The sequence below is a fragment of the Agrobacterium sp. CGMCC 11546 genome, assembly GCF_013365515.1.
In the GTDB taxonomy this organism is placed as follows: Bacteria; Pseudomonadota; Alphaproteobacteria; order Rhizobiales; family Rhizobiaceae; genus Agrobacterium; species Agrobacterium fabrum.
In genome coordinates this window covers 263,082-280,382 of record NZ_CP047389.1, presented here as the reverse complement: position 1 = coordinate 280,382, position 17,301 = coordinate 263,082, and the positions used below count along the sequence as shown (strand labels likewise).

General features: G+C 57.0%; 18 protein-coding genes and 1 pseudogene. 6 read left to right on the top strand and 13 right to left on the bottom strand.

Features of this window, described 5'->3' with window-relative positions; translation table 11 throughout:
• Positions 1-72: 72 nt before the first annotated feature.
• Both GSF67_RS24640 and GSF67_RS24635 read right to left on the bottom strand, forming a co-directional pair.
• The gene (locus GSF67_RS24640) at positions 73-630 is read right to left on the bottom strand and encodes an ABC-three component system protein (protein WP_035216670.1); all 558 of its coding nucleotides are present in this window, start codon (positions 628-630) and stop codon (positions 73-75) included.
• Between the two features lie 452 nt (positions 631-1,082).
• Complete coding sequence (locus tag GSF67_RS24635) at positions 1,083-1,616, bottom strand: hypothetical protein (RefSeq protein ID WP_006316178.1); 534 nt, start codon at positions 1,614-1,616, stop codon at positions 1,083-1,085.
• 214 nt (positions 1,617-1,830) lie between these two features.
• Between GSF67_RS24635 and GSF67_RS26155 the strand changes: the two genes are divergently transcribed.
• Entirely contained in the window at positions 1,831-2,064 is a 234-nt protein-coding gene (locus GSF67_RS26155) for a hypothetical protein (RefSeq protein ID WP_006316179.1), read from the top strand.
• 161 nt (positions 2,065-2,225) lie between these two features.
• Here the strand turns inward: GSF67_RS26155 and GSF67_RS24625 are convergent, their stop codons facing one another.
• The 10 genes from GSF67_RS24625 to GSF67_RS24580 all read right to left on the bottom strand — a co-directional run bounded on the left by GSF67_RS24625 (position 2,226) and on the right by GSF67_RS24580 (position 11,051).
• Positions 2,226-2,939 (bottom strand): hypothetical protein, encoded by a 714-nt coding sequence (locus tag GSF67_RS24625; RefSeq protein WP_006316181.1) that lies wholly within the window; start codon positions 2,937-2,939, stop codon positions 2,226-2,228.
• Entirely contained in the window at positions 2,936-3,595 is a 660-nt protein-coding gene (locus GSF67_RS24620; protein ID WP_128822106.1) for a hypothetical protein, read from the bottom strand. Before GSF67_RS24620 ends, GSF67_RS24625 begins: the two co-directional genes overlap by 4 nt.
• Complete coding sequence (locus tag GSF67_RS24615) at positions 3,544-4,668, bottom strand: hypothetical protein (RefSeq protein ID WP_006316183.1); 1,125 nt, start codon at positions 4,666-4,668, stop codon at positions 3,544-3,546. The genes GSF67_RS24620 and GSF67_RS24615 overlap by 52 nt, the downstream gene beginning before the upstream one ends.
• Positions 4,665-5,129 carry a hypothetical protein gene (locus GSF67_RS24610; RefSeq protein ID WP_006316184.1) on the bottom strand — a complete coding sequence of 155 codons (465 nt, stop codon included), beginning with the start codon at positions 5,127-5,129 and terminating at the stop codon, positions 4,665-4,667. Before GSF67_RS24610 ends, GSF67_RS24615 begins: the two co-directional genes overlap by 4 nt.
• 517 nt (positions 5,130-5,646) lie before the next feature.
• On the bottom strand, positions 5,647-6,684 hold the full coding sequence (locus GSF67_RS24605; protein ID WP_035216673.1) for an IS110 family transposase: 1,038 nt from the start codon (positions 6,682-6,684) through the stop codon (positions 5,647-5,649).
• Positions 6,685-7,066: 382 nt separating this feature from the next.
• Entirely contained in the window at positions 7,067-8,095 is a 1,029-nt protein-coding gene (locus tag GSF67_RS24600) for an ABC transporter substrate-binding protein (RefSeq protein WP_006316186.1), read from the bottom strand.
• Between the two features lie 217 nt (positions 8,096-8,312).
• Entirely contained in the window at positions 8,313-9,116 is an 804-nt protein-coding gene (locus GSF67_RS24595) for an ABC transporter permease (RefSeq protein ID WP_006316188.1), read from the bottom strand.
• Entirely contained in the window at positions 9,113-9,946 is an 834-nt protein-coding gene (locus GSF67_RS24590; RefSeq protein WP_128822107.1) for an ABC transporter permease, read from the bottom strand. The genes GSF67_RS24595 and GSF67_RS24590 overlap by 4 nt, the downstream gene beginning before the upstream one ends.
• A gap of 2 nt (positions 9,947-9,948) precedes the next feature.
• Positions 9,949-10,278, bottom strand: a complete 330-nt coding sequence (locus GSF67_RS24585; protein WP_006316190.1) for a hypothetical protein — start codon at positions 10,276-10,278, stop codon at positions 9,949-9,951.
• Complete coding sequence (locus tag GSF67_RS24580) at positions 10,275-11,051, bottom strand: ABC transporter ATP-binding protein (protein WP_006316191.1); 777 nt, start codon at positions 11,049-11,051, stop codon at positions 10,275-10,277. The genes GSF67_RS24585 and GSF67_RS24580 overlap by 4 nt, the downstream gene beginning before the upstream one ends.
• Positions 11,052-11,278: 227 nt before the next feature.
• Between GSF67_RS24580 and GSF67_RS24575 the strand changes: the two genes are divergently transcribed.
• The 5 genes from GSF67_RS24575 to GSF67_RS24555 all read left to right on the top strand — a co-directional run bounded on the left by GSF67_RS24575 (position 11,279) and on the right by GSF67_RS24555 (position 16,794).
• Positions 11,279-12,178, top strand: coding sequence for a LysR family transcriptional regulator (locus tag GSF67_RS24575; RefSeq protein WP_006316193.1), 900 nt, complete (start codon positions 11,279-11,281; stop codon positions 12,176-12,178).
• A gap of 143 nt (positions 12,179-12,321) precedes the next feature.
• Positions 12,322-12,594 (top strand): hypothetical protein, encoded by a 273-nt coding sequence (locus GSF67_RS24570; protein WP_006316194.1) that lies wholly within the window; start codon positions 12,322-12,324, stop codon positions 12,592-12,594.
• Between the two features lie 8 nt (positions 12,595-12,602).
• Positions 12,603-14,189: a sulfatase-like hydrolase/transferase gene (locus GSF67_RS24565; protein WP_006316196.1), complete on the top strand. Its 1,587-nt coding sequence runs from the start codon at positions 12,603-12,605 to the stop codon at positions 14,187-14,189.
• Between the two features lie 77 nt (positions 14,190-14,266).
• A complete protein-coding gene (locus GSF67_RS24560) occupies positions 14,267-15,166 on the top strand; it encodes a formylglycine-generating enzyme family protein (RefSeq protein WP_244399927.1) in 900 nt (299 codons plus the stop codon).
• A 65-nt stretch (positions 15,167-15,231) separates the two neighbouring features.
• Positions 15,232-16,794 (top strand): alpha/beta hydrolase, encoded by a 1,563-nt coding sequence (locus tag GSF67_RS24555; protein ID WP_138921680.1) that lies wholly within the window; start codon positions 15,232-15,234, stop codon positions 16,792-16,794.
• Between the two features lie 184 nt (positions 16,795-16,978).
• Here the strand turns inward: GSF67_RS24555 and GSF67_RS26150 are convergent.
• Positions 16,979-17,285: pseudogene (locus tag GSF67_RS26150) on the bottom strand (ArsR/SmtB family transcription factor).
• Positions 17,286-17,301: the final 16 nt, after the last annotated feature.

Below are 17,301 nucleotides of genomic sequence, written 5' to 3'. Positions count from 1 at the left end.
TGGGCATGAGACGAAGCGCGCGAAACATGGTGTGGTACGGGTCGAGCGCTGGTTCGAATGAAAGCTGAACCATCAGTGCCACCTTACAAAGCATTGCTCGGCGAGCCAGTAGACCATGCCCATAGCTACGTTATGGTTGACATCCAAAGGACCAACGCCGCATTCGGCAACAATGGGCTCCACGATTTTAGCGCTTATTAGCTGGTTAATCTGAAGGACGTCGCAATAGGTGACCTGAGGGTGAACGGCAAAATTGAATTCGTGTTCGACTTTGGCCAATAGGTAAGCGAAGATCTTTTGAGCAGATTCATAGAGCGAATATTTGTCGAGGAGCTTCACGAATAACTCCTTTTTCTCGTACGCAATATAGATTTCCCCGCCACGACCGGCGTGGTTAAGCTTGGCTTCTAGGCCTGCAATCCCATCAGGAGCTATCTGCTTGAAATAGAATTGCAAACTGTCGATGATGCCCTTCACCTCTTGCTTCGTCTCAATTTCTTTGGCGAGCCCGAGCATCAGGGCCTCAATTCTCGACGCCACGACTGGGTAGTTGTGATGAATAGTCTTATTTCCAGCGACGATATCACCGCCGGCAGACGCGTTTGACTGCGTTACAAGTGCTGGTACCACGTTGCGCCTTACCGGTTTACCTGCTGGACTTGTTACCGCCGACGATATCACCGCCTGCCTTCGACCCAGATTGGTTCACATTGCTGCCGCCGCTGGCCGCCTACGAATTTAAAAGTCACGAGAGAACCAATCGTGCCGCCGCCAATCAACCCAACGATTAGCGATACGATCTCCGAGAAATGAGCCGTAATGAAATCCATCGTGAAGCACCCTCTCTACTACCAGGACGATCATTATACGGGAGATGGGTTAATGTCGCCGGATATTTGGATGATTTAAGTACTTTCCTGCGATTATTTAAGGTCACCGGCGCGTGGTTTTTCCACTGCGGGCGCAAGTAGTCTTGATTTGAGGCCTACGGCGAAGCGCCGCCAGGTAGCACGGCGAAGCATGTGGCGCTGCACGTCCAGCCGAGCGGCGTTCGACTTATGCCGCGGGTTCGATGGCAGCGACTACAGAGCGATCTTGATCGACCGAGGGTCAGCCCCCTTCATCAAAGCCTCATGAGCTTCTGTCGCTTCTTCAATCACCTTCTCGGGAAAGTCGCGGACGAGATATGGTAGATTTGATCCACGCCGATAAGCATTCATCACGCCGCCACTCTCGTGCCAAGCAATTTCGAAGTCGGGTGCGAATTGTAGCGGTGCACGATCCTGGTGTGGGGTTATGCAGTACAATTTAGTCTTGGATAGGATGACAGAGTGAAAATAAAATATGCGATTCCGTTTCCACCAGCCAGATACGGGGCGACTTTCACCCGACGGATCGAGCTTAGCATATGCCGCCGCGTTCTGGTGGCAGCGCTGGGCTTCCATTTTCATATAAGCCAGCTGCTCGTCTGGCACTCGGTCGAACTTGTAGAATGATAATGCACGTATTTCGTCGTTAAGAGCGTCTTCTTCGGCTGAGGCAGGCACCATCAGCCGCTCTAGCTCGGCTATCATTGTCGCTCGAAGCTTTTCCCGCCCAATTTTTGCTTCACCCATGCTACTCTCCAAATACCCGCCTCAAAGGGTTACACTGATCTCATAGCCAAGAGTGCAATGAAATCTATTGCAAACTTCAGCTGTACACGCAAAGGTCTTTGTGGCCTTCAGAGGGGCGCTCGTTCCATGGATTCGCTGACAGAAGATAAGTAACTCGTCGTCCGGGTTTTGAAAGCAACGCCCTGAGCTCTTCAATGTTGTCTGAGCCTCTGAAATGGTCATTCAGCACCGTCCCCGGCTTATGAACATGGGGCTCACCGGTACCTGGGGACAATATCTTTCGAAGATCGAGGAGATAACGCGTGCGATCAGTGCGTTGGGTGTAACCGACTACTATCTGCTCGGCACCTATGAGCGCGTTCGTGACGCGAAGCACCGCGATGGACGTCTTCCGGGCGTCGATCTAGTTTTTTCTAATGTCGAGCTGCGTCAGGCTTTCGGAACGTGAAGGGCAACTGGGTTAATGGCCATCTTCTCGTCGATCCCGAGGATCCGGATCACATCGGCGCGACACAGCGGTTCCCCTCACCGCTGACCTTTGAATCTTCCGGAGACAGATTAGCCTGTATGCCTGACTAATTGACGCGCCTCGCCAACTTGCAACTCGCTTCAGCCAGCCACGCTCTCATCCGCAAAATCAAGCACGGCATGCAGGACCGTTAGCGCGTCCAATCCTAGCCCGGGCCGGCCATGGTCGGACGCGAGGGACGTCCGCTGTAGTCCAAGCTCGACGGGCGCCATTCTGCTGGCTGCAATGCCACTCGAGAGTGCCGCCATCAGCGCAGTCAGCCAAGTCGATGAATTGGCGAAGGCATAGCCAACCATTCCGGCCGCAAGTTCCTTCGAGTAAGGCGGCTGTCGTTCGATGAAACAACCAAGACCATCGGCAGCCAGATATCGTCCTGCGATGTCACCCGGTGTTCGCAAGGGTTTTGCCTCCATAACGAAGGCAACGGCGCGTCCAGCCTCGAACTTCCGCTCAAAACGGAAATCGGCCTTGGATTTGCGATTGCCATGCCGTTCGTCACCGGGTGTCGGACTTTCATAGCTTAAGTGGATGCGGTCGCGATTGCTGTCGATTTCGGCATCGTTTCTCAGGCGTCGCATCCGGTCGCCAAGGCCGGAGGTAATCTCTGGCTCCGTGGGGCGGGTGGTTTTGCATCCACCAAGAAACGAAAGCCATTCCTGTGGTGTCCGCAACAGGCTGTGCCCGTCTTCCAGGAGAAGAAGCGCATCTGCGATGAACTCGCTCCACAGGTCCGCCTCCTGGTAGGTCAAACCACGCTCGACAAGCCATTGCTGTAACGATATCGACGCCGTCATACAGCCTCTTTGCTGTCATACCCAGCCATTGCAGCCGCAGTAATCAGATCTGCATCGGCGAACGCCCGTTCCAGAGTCCAGTGCATCCGCTCGCGTGGCTTGACGAGTACGCTCGCCATCGCCTCCCGCGATTGCCACAGGAAGCGGCTTTGCGTCACGGCACTCGCGCTATCGTTGGTATAGGTGTTCAACGCCCGAACGGCGAAGTCTTTGGCCCTGCCGTCAGGCACAACGCCGGCCGCCTTATACTCGACCACAACAGCGAGCAAGTCGCCGTCGAGTTTCAATACGCTTGCATTGTAGCGGTTTCGTCCGCCGTCTATCTCGTGAAGAAGGCCAGCCGTGTAAGTTTCGAGCTCGCTTTCCCGGCATTCACACAATGCCTCCGTCGGTGTCCCACCATCCGTGAACCCTTCTCGGAACGATGCGAACTCTGCGATCATATGTTGATAGAGCGGCGGCAAGCCCAGCATCTTGCAAATCATTTGCTCGCGTTCCGCAGGAGCCTTTGCCAGAAGTTCGATCCAGTCATTGCTATCCAAGCCGCCGAAGGGCCACGGAAGATCGAGAACGGCGCTCAATTCGATGTTGGCCCTATCAATTATCATCCGGCGGCCGCTGACAAAGCACAGGTAACGAAAGCTGTCTGACGCCATGTATGCTGCCAAGGCCTTGAGAAAGTCGCGATGTCGCCGCGGAAGCTGTTTGCCGGCGAACTTTGCAAAACATGCGACGATAAAGAAACTCGTGGCAATGGGCGGCTCGACGAAAACCGCTGTCTCACAATTGCGCGGTAGAAGGACCACATTTCCCATGAGGAACGGCCGCGAGGTGGCATGCGCCCGTTCCAATTGCGTGGCGGGGAGGGGAACAATGCTGCATGGCGGAGCACGCGTCTCAACAGGTTCAAATGCTCGGCATCATAGGCGCTTACGTAGTCCTTAGGCATCGGAAAGATGCTGCCGTTGAAGACGTCATCGAGACGCTCAAAAAGGGTCCTGATTTCCTCATGCGACCATTCTCCGTCGGCGGCCAAACTTATCCCCTTCAAATCCCATTCGGCAAGCCGCTCGACAGTGATGAAGCCACGATCGACAAGGAAATAAAAGTATAGCAGTCTGGCAATCAGCGCATTGATGACGGTCGGTGCCAACGCTCGCCGCGATTGCGTCTGCGTGGAAAAAGCAATCGACAGCTCCGCCAGAGAGCGAAGCAGACGTTCGTCAACAAACTCATCTGCCGTCCGCGCTTCGTCGCGCCAGGCAAGCGAGCTCCGCATCACCTTCGCGGACAAGGGCGCCAACGCCGACTGATCGCGAAGACCCAAAAGCGCGTCGGCTGGCGCGAGCGCTACCTCCGTTGCATGCCGCTCCCACCGTGAAGAAGAAAAAGCAAAGCCCTGGCAAACCCAGAGGCGGTCGGGTGCGACGGCCACGAGATAGGGCGCAAGCCCCTGGCTCCAAACGCTGCGATGCACGCGCATCGCATCTTCGGCATCACTGACCTCGGACAAATAAACCAGTGGCGTAAATCTTGCGTGCTTGGGCCCAAGCAGCGTTCCCTGAGCGCCGGTCCAAAGGCCGAAAGCAGCACGAACATTCATCAGCTCTGCGGCAAGGCGGAGGGCATGTCGATGGCTTGGCTGGCTGGCGAACAAATTCGCTGGCACAAAGCCGGCATCGCCCCGGTACCCCAGAAGGTCGACGACCCTGTCAAGCAGTTCGCTCATCGACGCTTCCCGCCGACCGCTTGCGGTGCGAATGGAAGCGGGATCTGCCCTTGCGCAAGGCCCGGCGATAGGGCTGCATCAGAAAGCCGATCGACGATCGGCGCGCAGGGGATGACGATCGCAGGCTGCTCAGCTGAGCTCAATCCGGCAACTGCAAGTTCGAGACTGTCTGCCGTCACGACAACGACCGCCGATCGTAGCGCACCAGCGCTTTGCTGCGCACAAAGCCCGAAAAGCTCATCCCATCGCGAGGCAAACTTTGCGATCCCGATATCCAAAGTGTGGACCGCCGACGATAGCGCCGCCAGCGCGATCAACTCGCCAGCCGTAAACCGCGCGCCCTTGCCAGATTTTGCGGCAAGCCACGGAATGACCTTGCGCCAATGGCGCCAAGCCTCTGGACTGACATCAGCGAAGGTTCTGGCTTGCTCGCTGGTATATTGAATAGTCGTTGGTGACATTTTTTCTTGGGGCTGACAACAAGAACAATGTTCTACCCCACGTTTAGCGATTTGCCAAACCCTTTCGGCAACCTTCCTTTATCTAACGCTCGACCAAAGGCGAACCCGTGACGGTGACAACTAGGCCACGCCGCGCCAGAAAGTTCTTTCTCTTTATCTATCGAAGAGGAGATTATCACAAATAATCAGTGAATTGGTCTCAACCGATCCAGAAGGTCGGGAGTTCGATTCCCATATGTGGACGGCCCCCGACTCGCAAGATATTTCGAGATAATTTGATCTGATCGCTTGCGTCCATATGTCCGGCCTGTTGTTGCGTTCGCACATGAACGCTGGCCAAGATGGTTTCCGCAACACAGGTCCCAAACATCAAGGCGGCCTTGACGGGCCAATGGGAATCCCGGGGTATGCTGTGTCCCGGATCGATCGATCACACCATCTGCTATTATCTTGCAAGTTGTAGTATCACCAACACGTGGTGAAGATCAGGATGTCCGAGATTTTTGCTCGCCGATCTTCATGCGGCGCATCCCGTCAAAGCTCCTCCTAATTGTGCGCTGTATGTTTGCCCCGAAATCATGAGTTTCCAAGCCATGCGCGCCATCTTGTTAGCGAGTGCGACAGCTGCCAGTTTAGGCGGCTTGCGCTTGAGTAATTCCGCCAACCATCGAGAAGCCTTGCCAGATCGCCGGGCGTGATGAATGACAGCGGTTGCTCCATTCACCAAGACGGCCCGCAGAGCTTCATCGCCGGCTCGCGTGATACCACCGAGCCGCAGCTTGCCGCCGGTCGAGTGATCTTTTGGCGTTAACCCTATCCAGGCTGCGAACTGGCGAGCAGATTTGAAGAGCTCCGGAGCAGGTGTCTTCATTATCAAAAGAGCCGAACCGATTGGGCCAATGCCGGGAATGGTGTTGAGACGTATGCTGCGTTCGTCGTTACGCTGCCAAGCCTTTACCTTGGCCTCCACATCCGCAATCTTCTTCTCCAGTTGAGCGTATTCCTCGGCCTGGCTCATGAACAATTCCTGTGCGAGCTCTGGCACAGTCCCGTCGGCTTGTATCCTTTCAAGCAGCAGAGGGATATGTGCCAGCCCCTTGGCTGCGGAGACACCAAACTCATTGGCGTAGCCCCGGATTGCGTTGGCGAGTTGGGTGCGGTTAGCTATGAGACGGGTACGGACGCTGATCAGCATGAGTGCCGCTTGTTCATCAGCTGTCTTCACCGGAACAAACCGCATCGTTGGGCGGCTCATTGCCTCGCACAGGCCTTCTGCGTCGGCTGCGTCGTTCTTGTTCCGCTTTACGTAGGGCTTAGCAAGTTGTGGTGCGATCATCTTCACCTCATGTCCGAATGAGGCGAGCAGCCGTGCCCAATGATGCGAACCACCACAGGCCTCGATCGCGATCAAAGTTGGCGGGCAGGTCGTGAAGAAGTCGATCATCTCCTTGCGTCGCATTTTCTTACGCACTACCGGCTTTTCCGCAGCATTCACGCCATGCAACTGAAAAACATGTTTTGACGTATCCATGCCAATACGAATAATCTTGTCCATGGGCGGCCCCCTCGATTGAGATCTTAACAGCTCATTCTGGCACATTTTGATGCCGTTCAGGGGCCGTCCACTCCAACATCAATGGCGTTCGACAAGGAAATGACGGTTTGAAGTCCAATCTTGGCCTCCCTCGGCCGCTGTGGGCCAATTGTGGGCAAGTCATACGTCCGCCGGAGCGTTTCGAACGACCCGGCGGTGCTTGGCACGGAGGAGTGTGTCAGAGAAAGAGGGAAGCACCCAACGCAAAGGCCAACCAGATCAATGGTAGGACGATTATGCACTCCCGGCTCCGGTCTTCGGTAATCTACGTTAAGCGCGAATAGGCGGAGGGAACCAAACCGCGCGGCGCTCATGGCAAACCGCGCGACGTCGGCAAAGCAGATCAAAACATCTTATCGTCTTTGATAACTGGCAGATCGGAGAAGAGCTCGGGATGCTCTTTCTGGTCGTTCACAGAAAAACTGGGGTCTACGGCTGGCGTAACATCGAATGCTGCGTCAATCTTCTGGCCAGAGACAAGCGAGGGAATTGTCTTGCTGTTGTACCCGTCGATCGTGTTCTTCGAAATTCGGGCGTCACGGCCCTCGTACTTGATGGCCTCCAGCATGACGTCGGCATCGACGCCCGGCACCCACTTCATCACAATTTCAGCGCTTTCCTTGGGATACGTCCGGAGCCAGGCCATCGACTCGTCCATCGCCAGCATGAACTTCTGAAGCACGTCCTTCTTGGCCTTGATCGTGGCGCGATGCGTGATGATCACGCCGGGATCGTAGCATGCCTGGCAGTTGCCTTGCTGGATTCGTTTCGCGCCGGGGATCTTGATTGCTGCGGTGGTGGCCACGGGTTCCCAGACCGCAACGATGTCAACGTCCCCATTGCGTAGCGCAGAGGCAACGTCGCCAGGTTTCAGGTTGATCAGTATGGCATCTTCGATCTTGAGACCCTGCTCCGCCATCAGGCCAGCGACATAGGTCTCGGCGCTGGTGCCCCGTGGAAGCCCGATGCGCTTGCCGGAGAAAGACTTCACGTCCGCAACAGCCGACTGTTTCGAGGCGATCACGGACTGGGCGCTCGAATAGCTGTCCTGTGACGCATCGCCATGAAGATGTCCAATCAGGACCAGCGGCATGCCTTTGCTGACGCCCGTAATGAACGGCGTGGAGCCAAGGAGGCCTATGTCATTATTTTGAGAGACTACGCCATTGATGATTTCAGTGCCGATCTGCTGGATGTCGAGCTTCACGTCGAGACCATGTTTGGCGAAAATGCCTTGCGCAATCCCGACGAAGACGGGCGAGCTCCCCGTCGAAGGACCTGCTCCGACCTTGATTTCCGTTAGCTTCTGGGCGCTGGCGGCCGAGGCAAGCAGAGCCATCGCGAATGCGGCGACGATGATTTGTTTGAACATGTGTTTCCTCCCGAAGCACTGTGTGGAATTCTCCTCCGGTGCGAAATCTGAAGGCAGCCGGTGGAGCGAAAATGGCCGACGCAGGGCCCGCAGTCTACTGATAAAGATGCCATCCGACATGACAGAAATTCATGGCACCGTCGTTTCTTCGTTTCATCATGAGAAACGGCCGGATGCGATCCGGCCGTTTTCGGGGGCTGCTCTTGGAGATGCTGGGTCAACGTTGAATTAGACCCCACTTTCGGACGGTCATATTCTCGATTGGCTTGAAGAGCAGCCGATCCAGGCAAAGCCAAATGACCCCGATCAGGATCATGCCGAGAACCACTGACTCCGTCTCGTACCATTGCACCGCTTCAAGCGTCAGGTAGCCAAGTCCGGACGTTCCAGCGAGCATTTCCCCGGCGACCAACGCTCGCCAACCATAGGCCATCGATGTTCGGAAGCCGAGAATGATCTGCACCAGGGCACCGGGAATGACAACATGTAGGAGAACGGCAGTCCTGGACGCGCCGTGGCTTCTCGCCGCTCGGTAGAGGACACGAGGAATCTGCTGTACACCAGAGATCGTATTACCAAGCGCGCCGAAGAACATTGTGTTGGTAACGACGAACAGCACGGGTCCGAAGCCGATTCCAAACCAGATGATTGCGAGCGGCACCCAGGCGATGCCCGCTACAGCCTGAAAGAAGACGAGGATCGGCCGGACGTAGTCGGCGACAGTCTTGCTCATGCTGATCGCAATGCCGAGCGTGATAGCCAACACGTTGCCGAGAACGAAGCCGATCGCCAGACGATAAAGGCTCGCGCCCATGTGATGCCACAGCTGGCCGTTCATCAGCAGCGTCTGGAATTTCCCAAAGACTTTGGCAGGTGTCGGAAGCGCGTATGCTGGATAGGTGAACAGTGAGGGAGCCTGCCACCAGAGCACCAGGATGACAACAAAGGGGACCGCGCCAAGGACATATTTCTGGGTCGAGTAGGTGTTCAGGCGAGGCCTGCGAGGCGCTAGTGTGGTCATTGCTGGCCTCCCTCCTGGGTCACGAGGCCCCACCGTTCGACGGTCGCCTGTTCAAAAGGCTTGATGAAGAATTTTTCAATGGCCAGCCACAGCAGGCCGACGACGATCATGCCAACGATGGTTCTGGCCGTCTGTTGAGACGAGGCGCTCTCGAAGATGAGGTATCCCAATCCGGTTTTCGCGGCAACGATCTCTGCAAAAATCAGACCCCGGAAGGCGAAACCCGCCCCCATCCGAACACCTGTTATGATGTTGGGGGTGACTGCCGGAATGATCGTCTGGAAGACCACATTAAACTGACTGCCGCCAAGCGAACGCGTGGCGTTGATGAGGTATGACGGCACCGCCCTAACACCGAGCAGTGTGTTGTAGAGCACCGGGAAGAAAACAACGTAGGAAAGCGCCACCGTGATGGTGAGGAGGCCGTAGCCCCACCAAAGCACGAAGATCGGAATCCACGCCATCTCCACGATCGCGAACAGGAAGCTTATCAAAGGCGTCAGAAGTTGCGACGCAACGCGGCTCAAGCCGATGAGCAAACCGAAGAAAATCCCAAGGCTGCAACCGATCACCGCTCCGATGATGAAGCGGTAGAGGCTGTCCGAAACATATGCCGGAAGGATGCCCTTCTGCATCAATTCAGCGAACGCATGCACCACGTCCACCGGGGCGGGGTAAAAATACGGCTCGAGACCGACAAGTGGCACCGAGAGCTGCCATAGGACCACCACCGCCGCGCAGCCGGTGAGGCCGCGGAGGAAGCGAGGGTTGATCATTCGGCGTTTCAGCATGTCGTTCATTGTTCCCGATGAGATGATTGCGTTAGCCACGCTCAAGCCCCCTTGTCCCAGGGCCTGATGTCGGCGACCCAGTAGTTGCTAGCGAGGCGGATCAACGCATCACGCTTGACGTTATCGAGAAGCACGGTGTTCTTGTCCGCCCGCGCAAGCTGACCGAACTGTTGGAGCACGTTCATGTTGAACGTCTCTGGTGCGAAGTCGAAGTCGACCGCTATGGCGACTGTGTCGCCAGCGTGCCCATCCGGAAACTCCGCGATCTTGCGGTAGCCCGTGCCGTAGCAGTAGGCTTCATAGCCTCCGACGATGATTCCGACGACAATTGCCGCGATGAATGTCTTGTGGAGTGGGTTCCGGTTCATCATGCGGCCGCCTTCGTTCTGACGAGACGCAAAATTTGATCTCGACATTGAACATATTTCGGGTCCGACTCAATTGTGTCCCAGCTCCGCTCGGCTCGGGGGATGTCGATCGGGACGATCTCGCGAACACGTCCAGGTCCGGGGGTGAGGACGGCGACGCGGTCGCCAAGGAATACGGCCTCCTCGACGGAGTGAGTGACGAAAAGGACCGTGATCTTGGACTGTTCCCAGACCCTCAGGAGCTCCTCCTGCAATGTCATCCGCGTCTGTGCATCGACTGCTGCGAAGGGTTCGTCCATCATCATGACGCGAGGCTGGTTGGCGAGCGTCCGGATCACCGCCACGCGCTGGCGCATTCCGCCTGATAGTTCATGCGGATATTTTGAGGCAGCCTCTTCGAGATTCGCGATCATCAGGAAGTGGCGGGCGGTCTCATAGCGCTCCTTCTTGCGGATACCGCGCATCTTGAGCCCGAAGGAAACGTTGTCGATGACATTGAGCCACGGCATGAGCGCATATTCCTGGAATACCATTCCGCGTTCCGCGCTCGGGCCCTTGATAACCTTGCCATCCATTTCAAGCTTGCCGCCGATCGGCTTGATGAAGCCGGCGACGGCGGAGATCACGGTCGACTTGCCGCAGCCGCTCGACCCGACGATGCACAGGAATTCGTTCTCCCGGACCTTGAGCGAGAAGTCCTTCACGGCGACGTGCCGCTGGCCAGTCTCCTCGTTCCGGTATTCGAGGCAAAGGTCCTCGATGACGATCTTGTCCATTCATTCCTCCCATTGAGCACGAGCATCATCGCGCCTGCGCTTTATAATGCAAGACTGGGGCTCAACGGACTTGCCCCGCAAATGCAACCTCTGCGCTGGCGGGACGGCATTCCTCCACATCCGCCTCCTCGACGGATGCATTGCATTTTTTCATCCCGTGCGACAAAATGGCTGAGAGATTCAGGGAGCGCAAATGAGATTCCTTCTCTGTCCCATGAAGAATGGTCATGTCACCGCTTGCACTCAGCCACTTTCTTGCCGTCGTCGACCACCGCAGCCTGACCGGGGCAGCGAACGCGTTAGGTCTCAGCCAATCCGCGCTCACGAAGAGCATAAAGCGGCTGGAGGCCACTCTCGGCGTCGAGTTGTTTGAGCGACTTCCGCGCGGTATTGCGCTAACCCGGTACGGTGAGATACTTGCACGCCAAGGGAGGCTGGCCGATCTTGAACTGCAACGCGGCCTCGCCGAAATTGAGGCTCTTGGGCATGGAGACGCCGGAACACTGCGGATAGGCGGGACGCCGGTTTGGACCACGACACTGCTCCCTAAGGCGGCCGTCGAAGCGCGCAAGATCAAGCCGAACGCGCACATGACGTTCAGCGTCGATATGCCGCCTGTTCTGATAAGGCAATTACGAAACGACGAGCTCGACGTCGCCGCAATGGGGATCGAGGAATATCAAGCCGATCCAGACCTGATATTGGAGTCGCTCGGGACCATAGTTCAGGTAGTTTACGCGAGGGTCGGCCATCCGCTCGCGGAAAAGCCGGATATTGAGGTTGAGGACTTGTTGTCCTACCCGTGGGTCGTTTTCCAAAACGATCCCGCCGACGTCGCCCGCCTCACGAACCTCTCCCGCAAACATAACCTTGCTCCGCCCAGGATTGAGGCGGAGACGAGTTCGATCGTGGTGAAAATGAGCCTCGCGAGCAATAGTGAATTCCTTTTCTGCAGTTCCGAGCTTCTCCAAAATGTCGCACTCACATTCGGGGTGAGGCCGCTGCCGATCGAGCCGCTTTGGCAGTTGCCAGCAGGCCTGATTTTCCGGCGCGCCGCTCGCAATATTCCGATCGCAAATATTTTTCTTAATGCTTTTCGCCGCCTCTACCAGGCCGATCGTTCGTAACGGACAAGGCTGTGCTATGACTTCCTGTCATGGGTTACAGACGATTTCTCATTTGTTCCGGCAGCGACTTGAAAGCAAATTCTACCCCAACGATCCGGCCTGACGTCGTCGGCAACTGGTCGTGTGGGAGGAATAGCGTAGCCATGAAACATCGCACGAAAAATACGCTTGTGATCTCGACAGAAGAACAGCGCGCCGACACGCTCGCCTACGGTGTCACGGACGGGAGCTGCAAGCTGATCGCCCATTCGAACCAGAAGCTTTCGGCTCTAGCCAATCTCGACGACGATCCGCAGAAGAGCAAAGCATTAGTCAACGGGTCGTTCGACGAGGCCAGGGCAGCGATGCGGCTTAGTCTTGCCGATTGGATGACCGCAACACCGGTCTGGCGCGAGCCGCCACCATACGACTATTGAGGTGTGCCGTGGAACCGCAAGCGAAGACCAAGCGGCCAAATATCCTGATCTTCATGACGGATCAGCAAAATGGCCGGACGATCCACAACGGTGCCTGGGCGCGCGCCATCACGCCCAATATTGACCGCTTCCGTCGACGGGCCGCTTCTTTCACGAACGCGGTGACACCTTCGCCTCACTGCTGTCCCTCCCGCACCAGTTTCTTCACGAGCCTCTATCCGTCCGAGCATGGTGTCTGGAACAACGTCAACAATGCCAACGCCTTATCGCGCGGCCCGAGGCCAGATGTGACGTGGTGGTCGCAAGACTTCCTGGATGCGGGGTATGACCTTGCTTTCTCCGGAAAATGGCATGTGAGCAACCATCAAAAACCGAGCGATCTCGGATGGCGGGAGCTTTTCCTGACGCAGGCTGGCCACGGACATGGCCTGGACGTTTTTGGGCAGCATGACGAGTCCATTTCGAGGGAAGCGAGCAGGTACAGAGGAATTGGGCGTGTCGACCGCCCAAGGGGCCGTGGCGAAATTTTACGTCCGGGCTGGACCGAATACGTGCACTATGGGACCGACGAGGACCCGTTCGACGACCGCTTTGCCACCGAGCGAGGCGTTGAATTCATACAATCCGCCGCTTCGACCGACGCACCATGGATGCTCTTCGTCGGCACTCTCGGTCCGCACGATCCATATACGCCGCCAAAACGCTTCCTCGATCTTTATGACCCGGTCGACATTGTGCTGCCTGAAAATTTCGAGGACCCGATGTTTGACAAACCGGGTCTTTATCGCCGCACTCGTGATCGGTTCGACCAACTGACGGCCGATGAACATCGTGAGGCAATACGGCACTACCTGGCGTTTTGCTCTTATGAAGACCACCTCTTCGGCAAGCTTCTCGACGCGCTCGATGCGTCTGGTCAAGCGGACGAGACCGTGGTCCTATATCTCTCGGATCATGGCGACTATCTTGGCGAGCATGGTCTTTGGGGAAAAGGGCTGCCGTCCTTCGGCTCGGCATATAATGTGCCATTTGTCATCGGCGGGCCTGGAATTGCAGCGTCTCGGTTCACGCGAGAATGTACTTATCCAGTGACCCTCATGGACATCGGCCCGACACTGCTCGATCTCTGCGGCGTTACCCCTAGCGGCCGTTCCTCGGGGCTATCTTTGGCACCTTGGCTTATTGGCGATGCGACACTCGAGGAAATTCCCCGAGACCACTTCTTCCAATCGAACGGAAACGAAGTCTATGGAATGCAGCGGATCGTGGTCAGCGGACGCTGGAAGCTTGTGCACAACATGTTCGATTACGATGAGCTCTATGATCTGCAGGAGGACCCCGGCGAACTCGTGAACCTGCTCGCTATGGGGCAAGGCGAACGCCAACTTGGGCGAGGACCGCTTGATGATATCCCGGATCGCGTCCGGCCGACGGTGGAAGAGCTCTATCGCCGTCTATGGGCGTTCGGCCTCGCACATCATGACGAAAATCTCAACGACTACATCCTCATCGCGCATGGGCACTACGGGCCGGCTATAGCTGCTGCAGACTTTGGGGACGGCAAGGCCAACGCCACGCGGAGAATAATCGGATGAGTGGATGCGGTTGTGGGGCGTCGCGCAGCGACGCACGGAGTGTCGCGCTTCCAGTGCCGCACTGGACGCGGGATCGGATGATGCCGGAACGGTTTGTGCGCATCGAGGCCCAGCGGACATTCTCGGGAACCAATAGGCCGGTTTTTGCCCAAGACGGGGAGGCCATCGTCCGGCAGGCCCAAATTCAGGCCTACTATATCGACCCGTTTGCGGTCACCAACGACTGGTTCAGGGACTTCGTTGAAGAGACGGGACACGTCACGGATGCCGAGCGCTATGGGTGGAGTTTCGTGTTTCTCGGTGTTGGCAAAGCGCACATTCGGGCCGCAGTAGCCCCCTGGTGGGGTCGCATCGACGGCGCGCGATGGGATGTTCCCGAAGGTCCAGGTTCTGGCCTCTCGGGGCGAGGGCGACACCCGGTCACCCATGTCTCGTGGAACGACGCGCAGGCATTTGCTACATGGGCGGGCGGACGTCTCCCCTCCGAGATCGAATGGGAGACGGCGGCGAGAGGTGGCGACGCTGACGCGCAATATCCCTGGGGTAATGAGGAACCAGACGACCTCGATTTCAATCCCTGCAACATCTGGCAAGGCGAGTTTCCCAATTCCAACACGGCCGTAGACGGTTTCGCCAGCACTGCACCGGTCGATCAGTTCGCCGCTAATGCCTTTGGTCTGCACAACATGGTTGGAAATGTCTGGGAATGGACTGCGGAGCCATTCAAAGTCCATTCACTGCGCCGGGAGGCGAAGATCCGCAATGCCGCGGCGTCGCGCGAAAAGGATAAGCTAATGAAGGGCGGGTCCTTTCTTTGCCACAAATCCTACTGCTGGCGATATCGTATTGCCGCTCGCAGTTCTGCGGCCGCCGACACCTCTATTGCTCATGTTGGTTTCCGGGTCGTATTCGATGCGCCTCGATCGGTAGCTGCCTCACAGCTCCCAATGGTCCGACCCTCCACTCGGACCAGATAGAGAGGGGCGCTCGCGCGCCCCTCTTTTCTATTTGAGCAATTACTATGTCTGGTATGGACGGATAGTTGAAAGGGTGGAACTCGGTGGAACGGTTTAAGGTAGGCCCGAACACGCCTCGTCCGGAGGGAACGCGCAAAGTCGGCTGGGATGGAAACGAGACCCTGCCTGGCTATATGATGAATGACCCGGAGGGTCTGGCCTGCGTGCCATTCACACCCACCGCGCAGTTTCCAGCAGACGGCGTAAACGGCGATTTCTACGTCGAGGCTTTCACCGACGAATGTTTGCGGACGCGCTGGAAAGCCGCCCGCGACAACCCTGACCGAGCACTTGAGTCCTCAGGCCGTCTCTTGGTCACAGTTCCCCATGAGTATCGTGAAACAGGGGCCGTCGACCCTTTCGGGAGGGTCGATCCCCACGGTGAGGTAGACCTGACTGAAATCAGGCGTCCGGCGTTTTTCGCTCGCAACGGATACCGAGAGCCAATCGCGCGAGTCGAAGACCGCACGTACACGATCGAATTCGAAGTGCCCCGCGAAGCATACGAAGAAAAGCATTTGGGCCTGTCATCGTCGCTTAAACTCAGGGGCTGGTATATGCTTGGAGATGGCGTTGTTGATGGCTCTGGTGCGAAGACCCGGGCTCTAGCAGTCGTCAACTCCGGGCGGAGTATGGAACTGACACTGCTAAGCGACCCAGCAGATGCATGCTACACCCGTGATCCGCGTACTGGCGACTTCGTAGCCGCCAAATTTCCAACCCAACGGTCCGAACGCTTCGGCATGGACAACTGGCGAAACTACCTGCTTGCCTTGAACGAAGCGGGCTTTGACATCCTCGCATACGACAAGCGCGGTCATGGAGTATCAGGCGGCTACAACGACAGTAACACGCTTGAACAAGCCCGGGACATCTATCGAGGCCTGGACGCCTTGGAGACGGGGCGTGGGTTGCGGGCGCTCATGCCCGATGGCGTTTTGATGGCTGGAGATCAGTCGGCGGGGATGTTGCTTGGCGGACGAAAGGCGAGGGACATACCCATCGTTCTTGGCGGCGCATCACAGGGTTCAATGATCGTGGGATGGGCAATGCACATAAATTTCGTCGAGAACGTTTTCTATGATCGGCCCGAGGTGCCGCCCGGCCCACCGCTACACTACAATGTCAAAGGGGCTATCGCGCTCGCGCCGTTTTTAAGCGGCGTGGGCTACCGATCGGAAGCGAGCGCGATTCATGAGGGTCGGCTCCGTACCGAAGACAATGTGGTGTTCCTCCCGAGTTCGGAAATCCTCTCGAACGTAGATCGGTGGCCAGGCCTGTTTATCGCTCGGGGTCTATGGGACTTTGCTGAATCCTTGGAGGGGTCGTTCGACATCTACAATCGCGCCAAGGGCCTCAAGGAAATCGTTGTCGTTCGGGGTCCGCATGGCGAGAACGAATGGGGTGCAGAGAACATTGTCCACGTCCGGCGAAGAATGTTGGAATTCGCGAAAGCGGCAGTGGTTGGACAATTATCGGTTGTTAAGCGTTCCTGCCCATCCGACCTCAAGGCGCTCGTCCAAAGTGCTCCCGCGACGTGGGAGGAAAGCTCCAAGTATGACGCGTGCGCTGCGGATATCCAAGGTTAGGCGCGGGGTCGCCGTCCTGGCGCTTGGGTCGGCCGTGGCATCGGAGGCGCACGCCGCGTACCTCGCAGCCGGCATAAATACGGTAACCAGCGGCGGGGAGGCTTAGACTGCGTCAGAATTTTGCTGAAATCGGAGACAAAGGCCAAAGATGAAAAGGTCGCTGGTTCATATCCCTTCAAGGCGTTTACGTCCACAAACTAGGACGCGGATTACTGCCGCAGCAGTCCTTGAGGAAAAGGGTCATGTCACTCGAGCCATCCAGGTCGGCCCAGTAGAGCACGGTTCGGCTGCGACGCTCGCTTTTGACTAAGCCGACGCGGGACAAAGTTGCCAGGCGCGCGGACACCGTGTTCTGGGGGAACATTCATCATCGGTGCGATTTCGCCAGCTGCCACACCGTGCGGTTCATGTTTCACCAGCGGACGAAACATCTCGAGGCGAGTGGTCTGGGTCAGGGCGGCGAGAGCCGCAATGGCGTCTTTGTTTTCGATATATCCAGATTGGCAG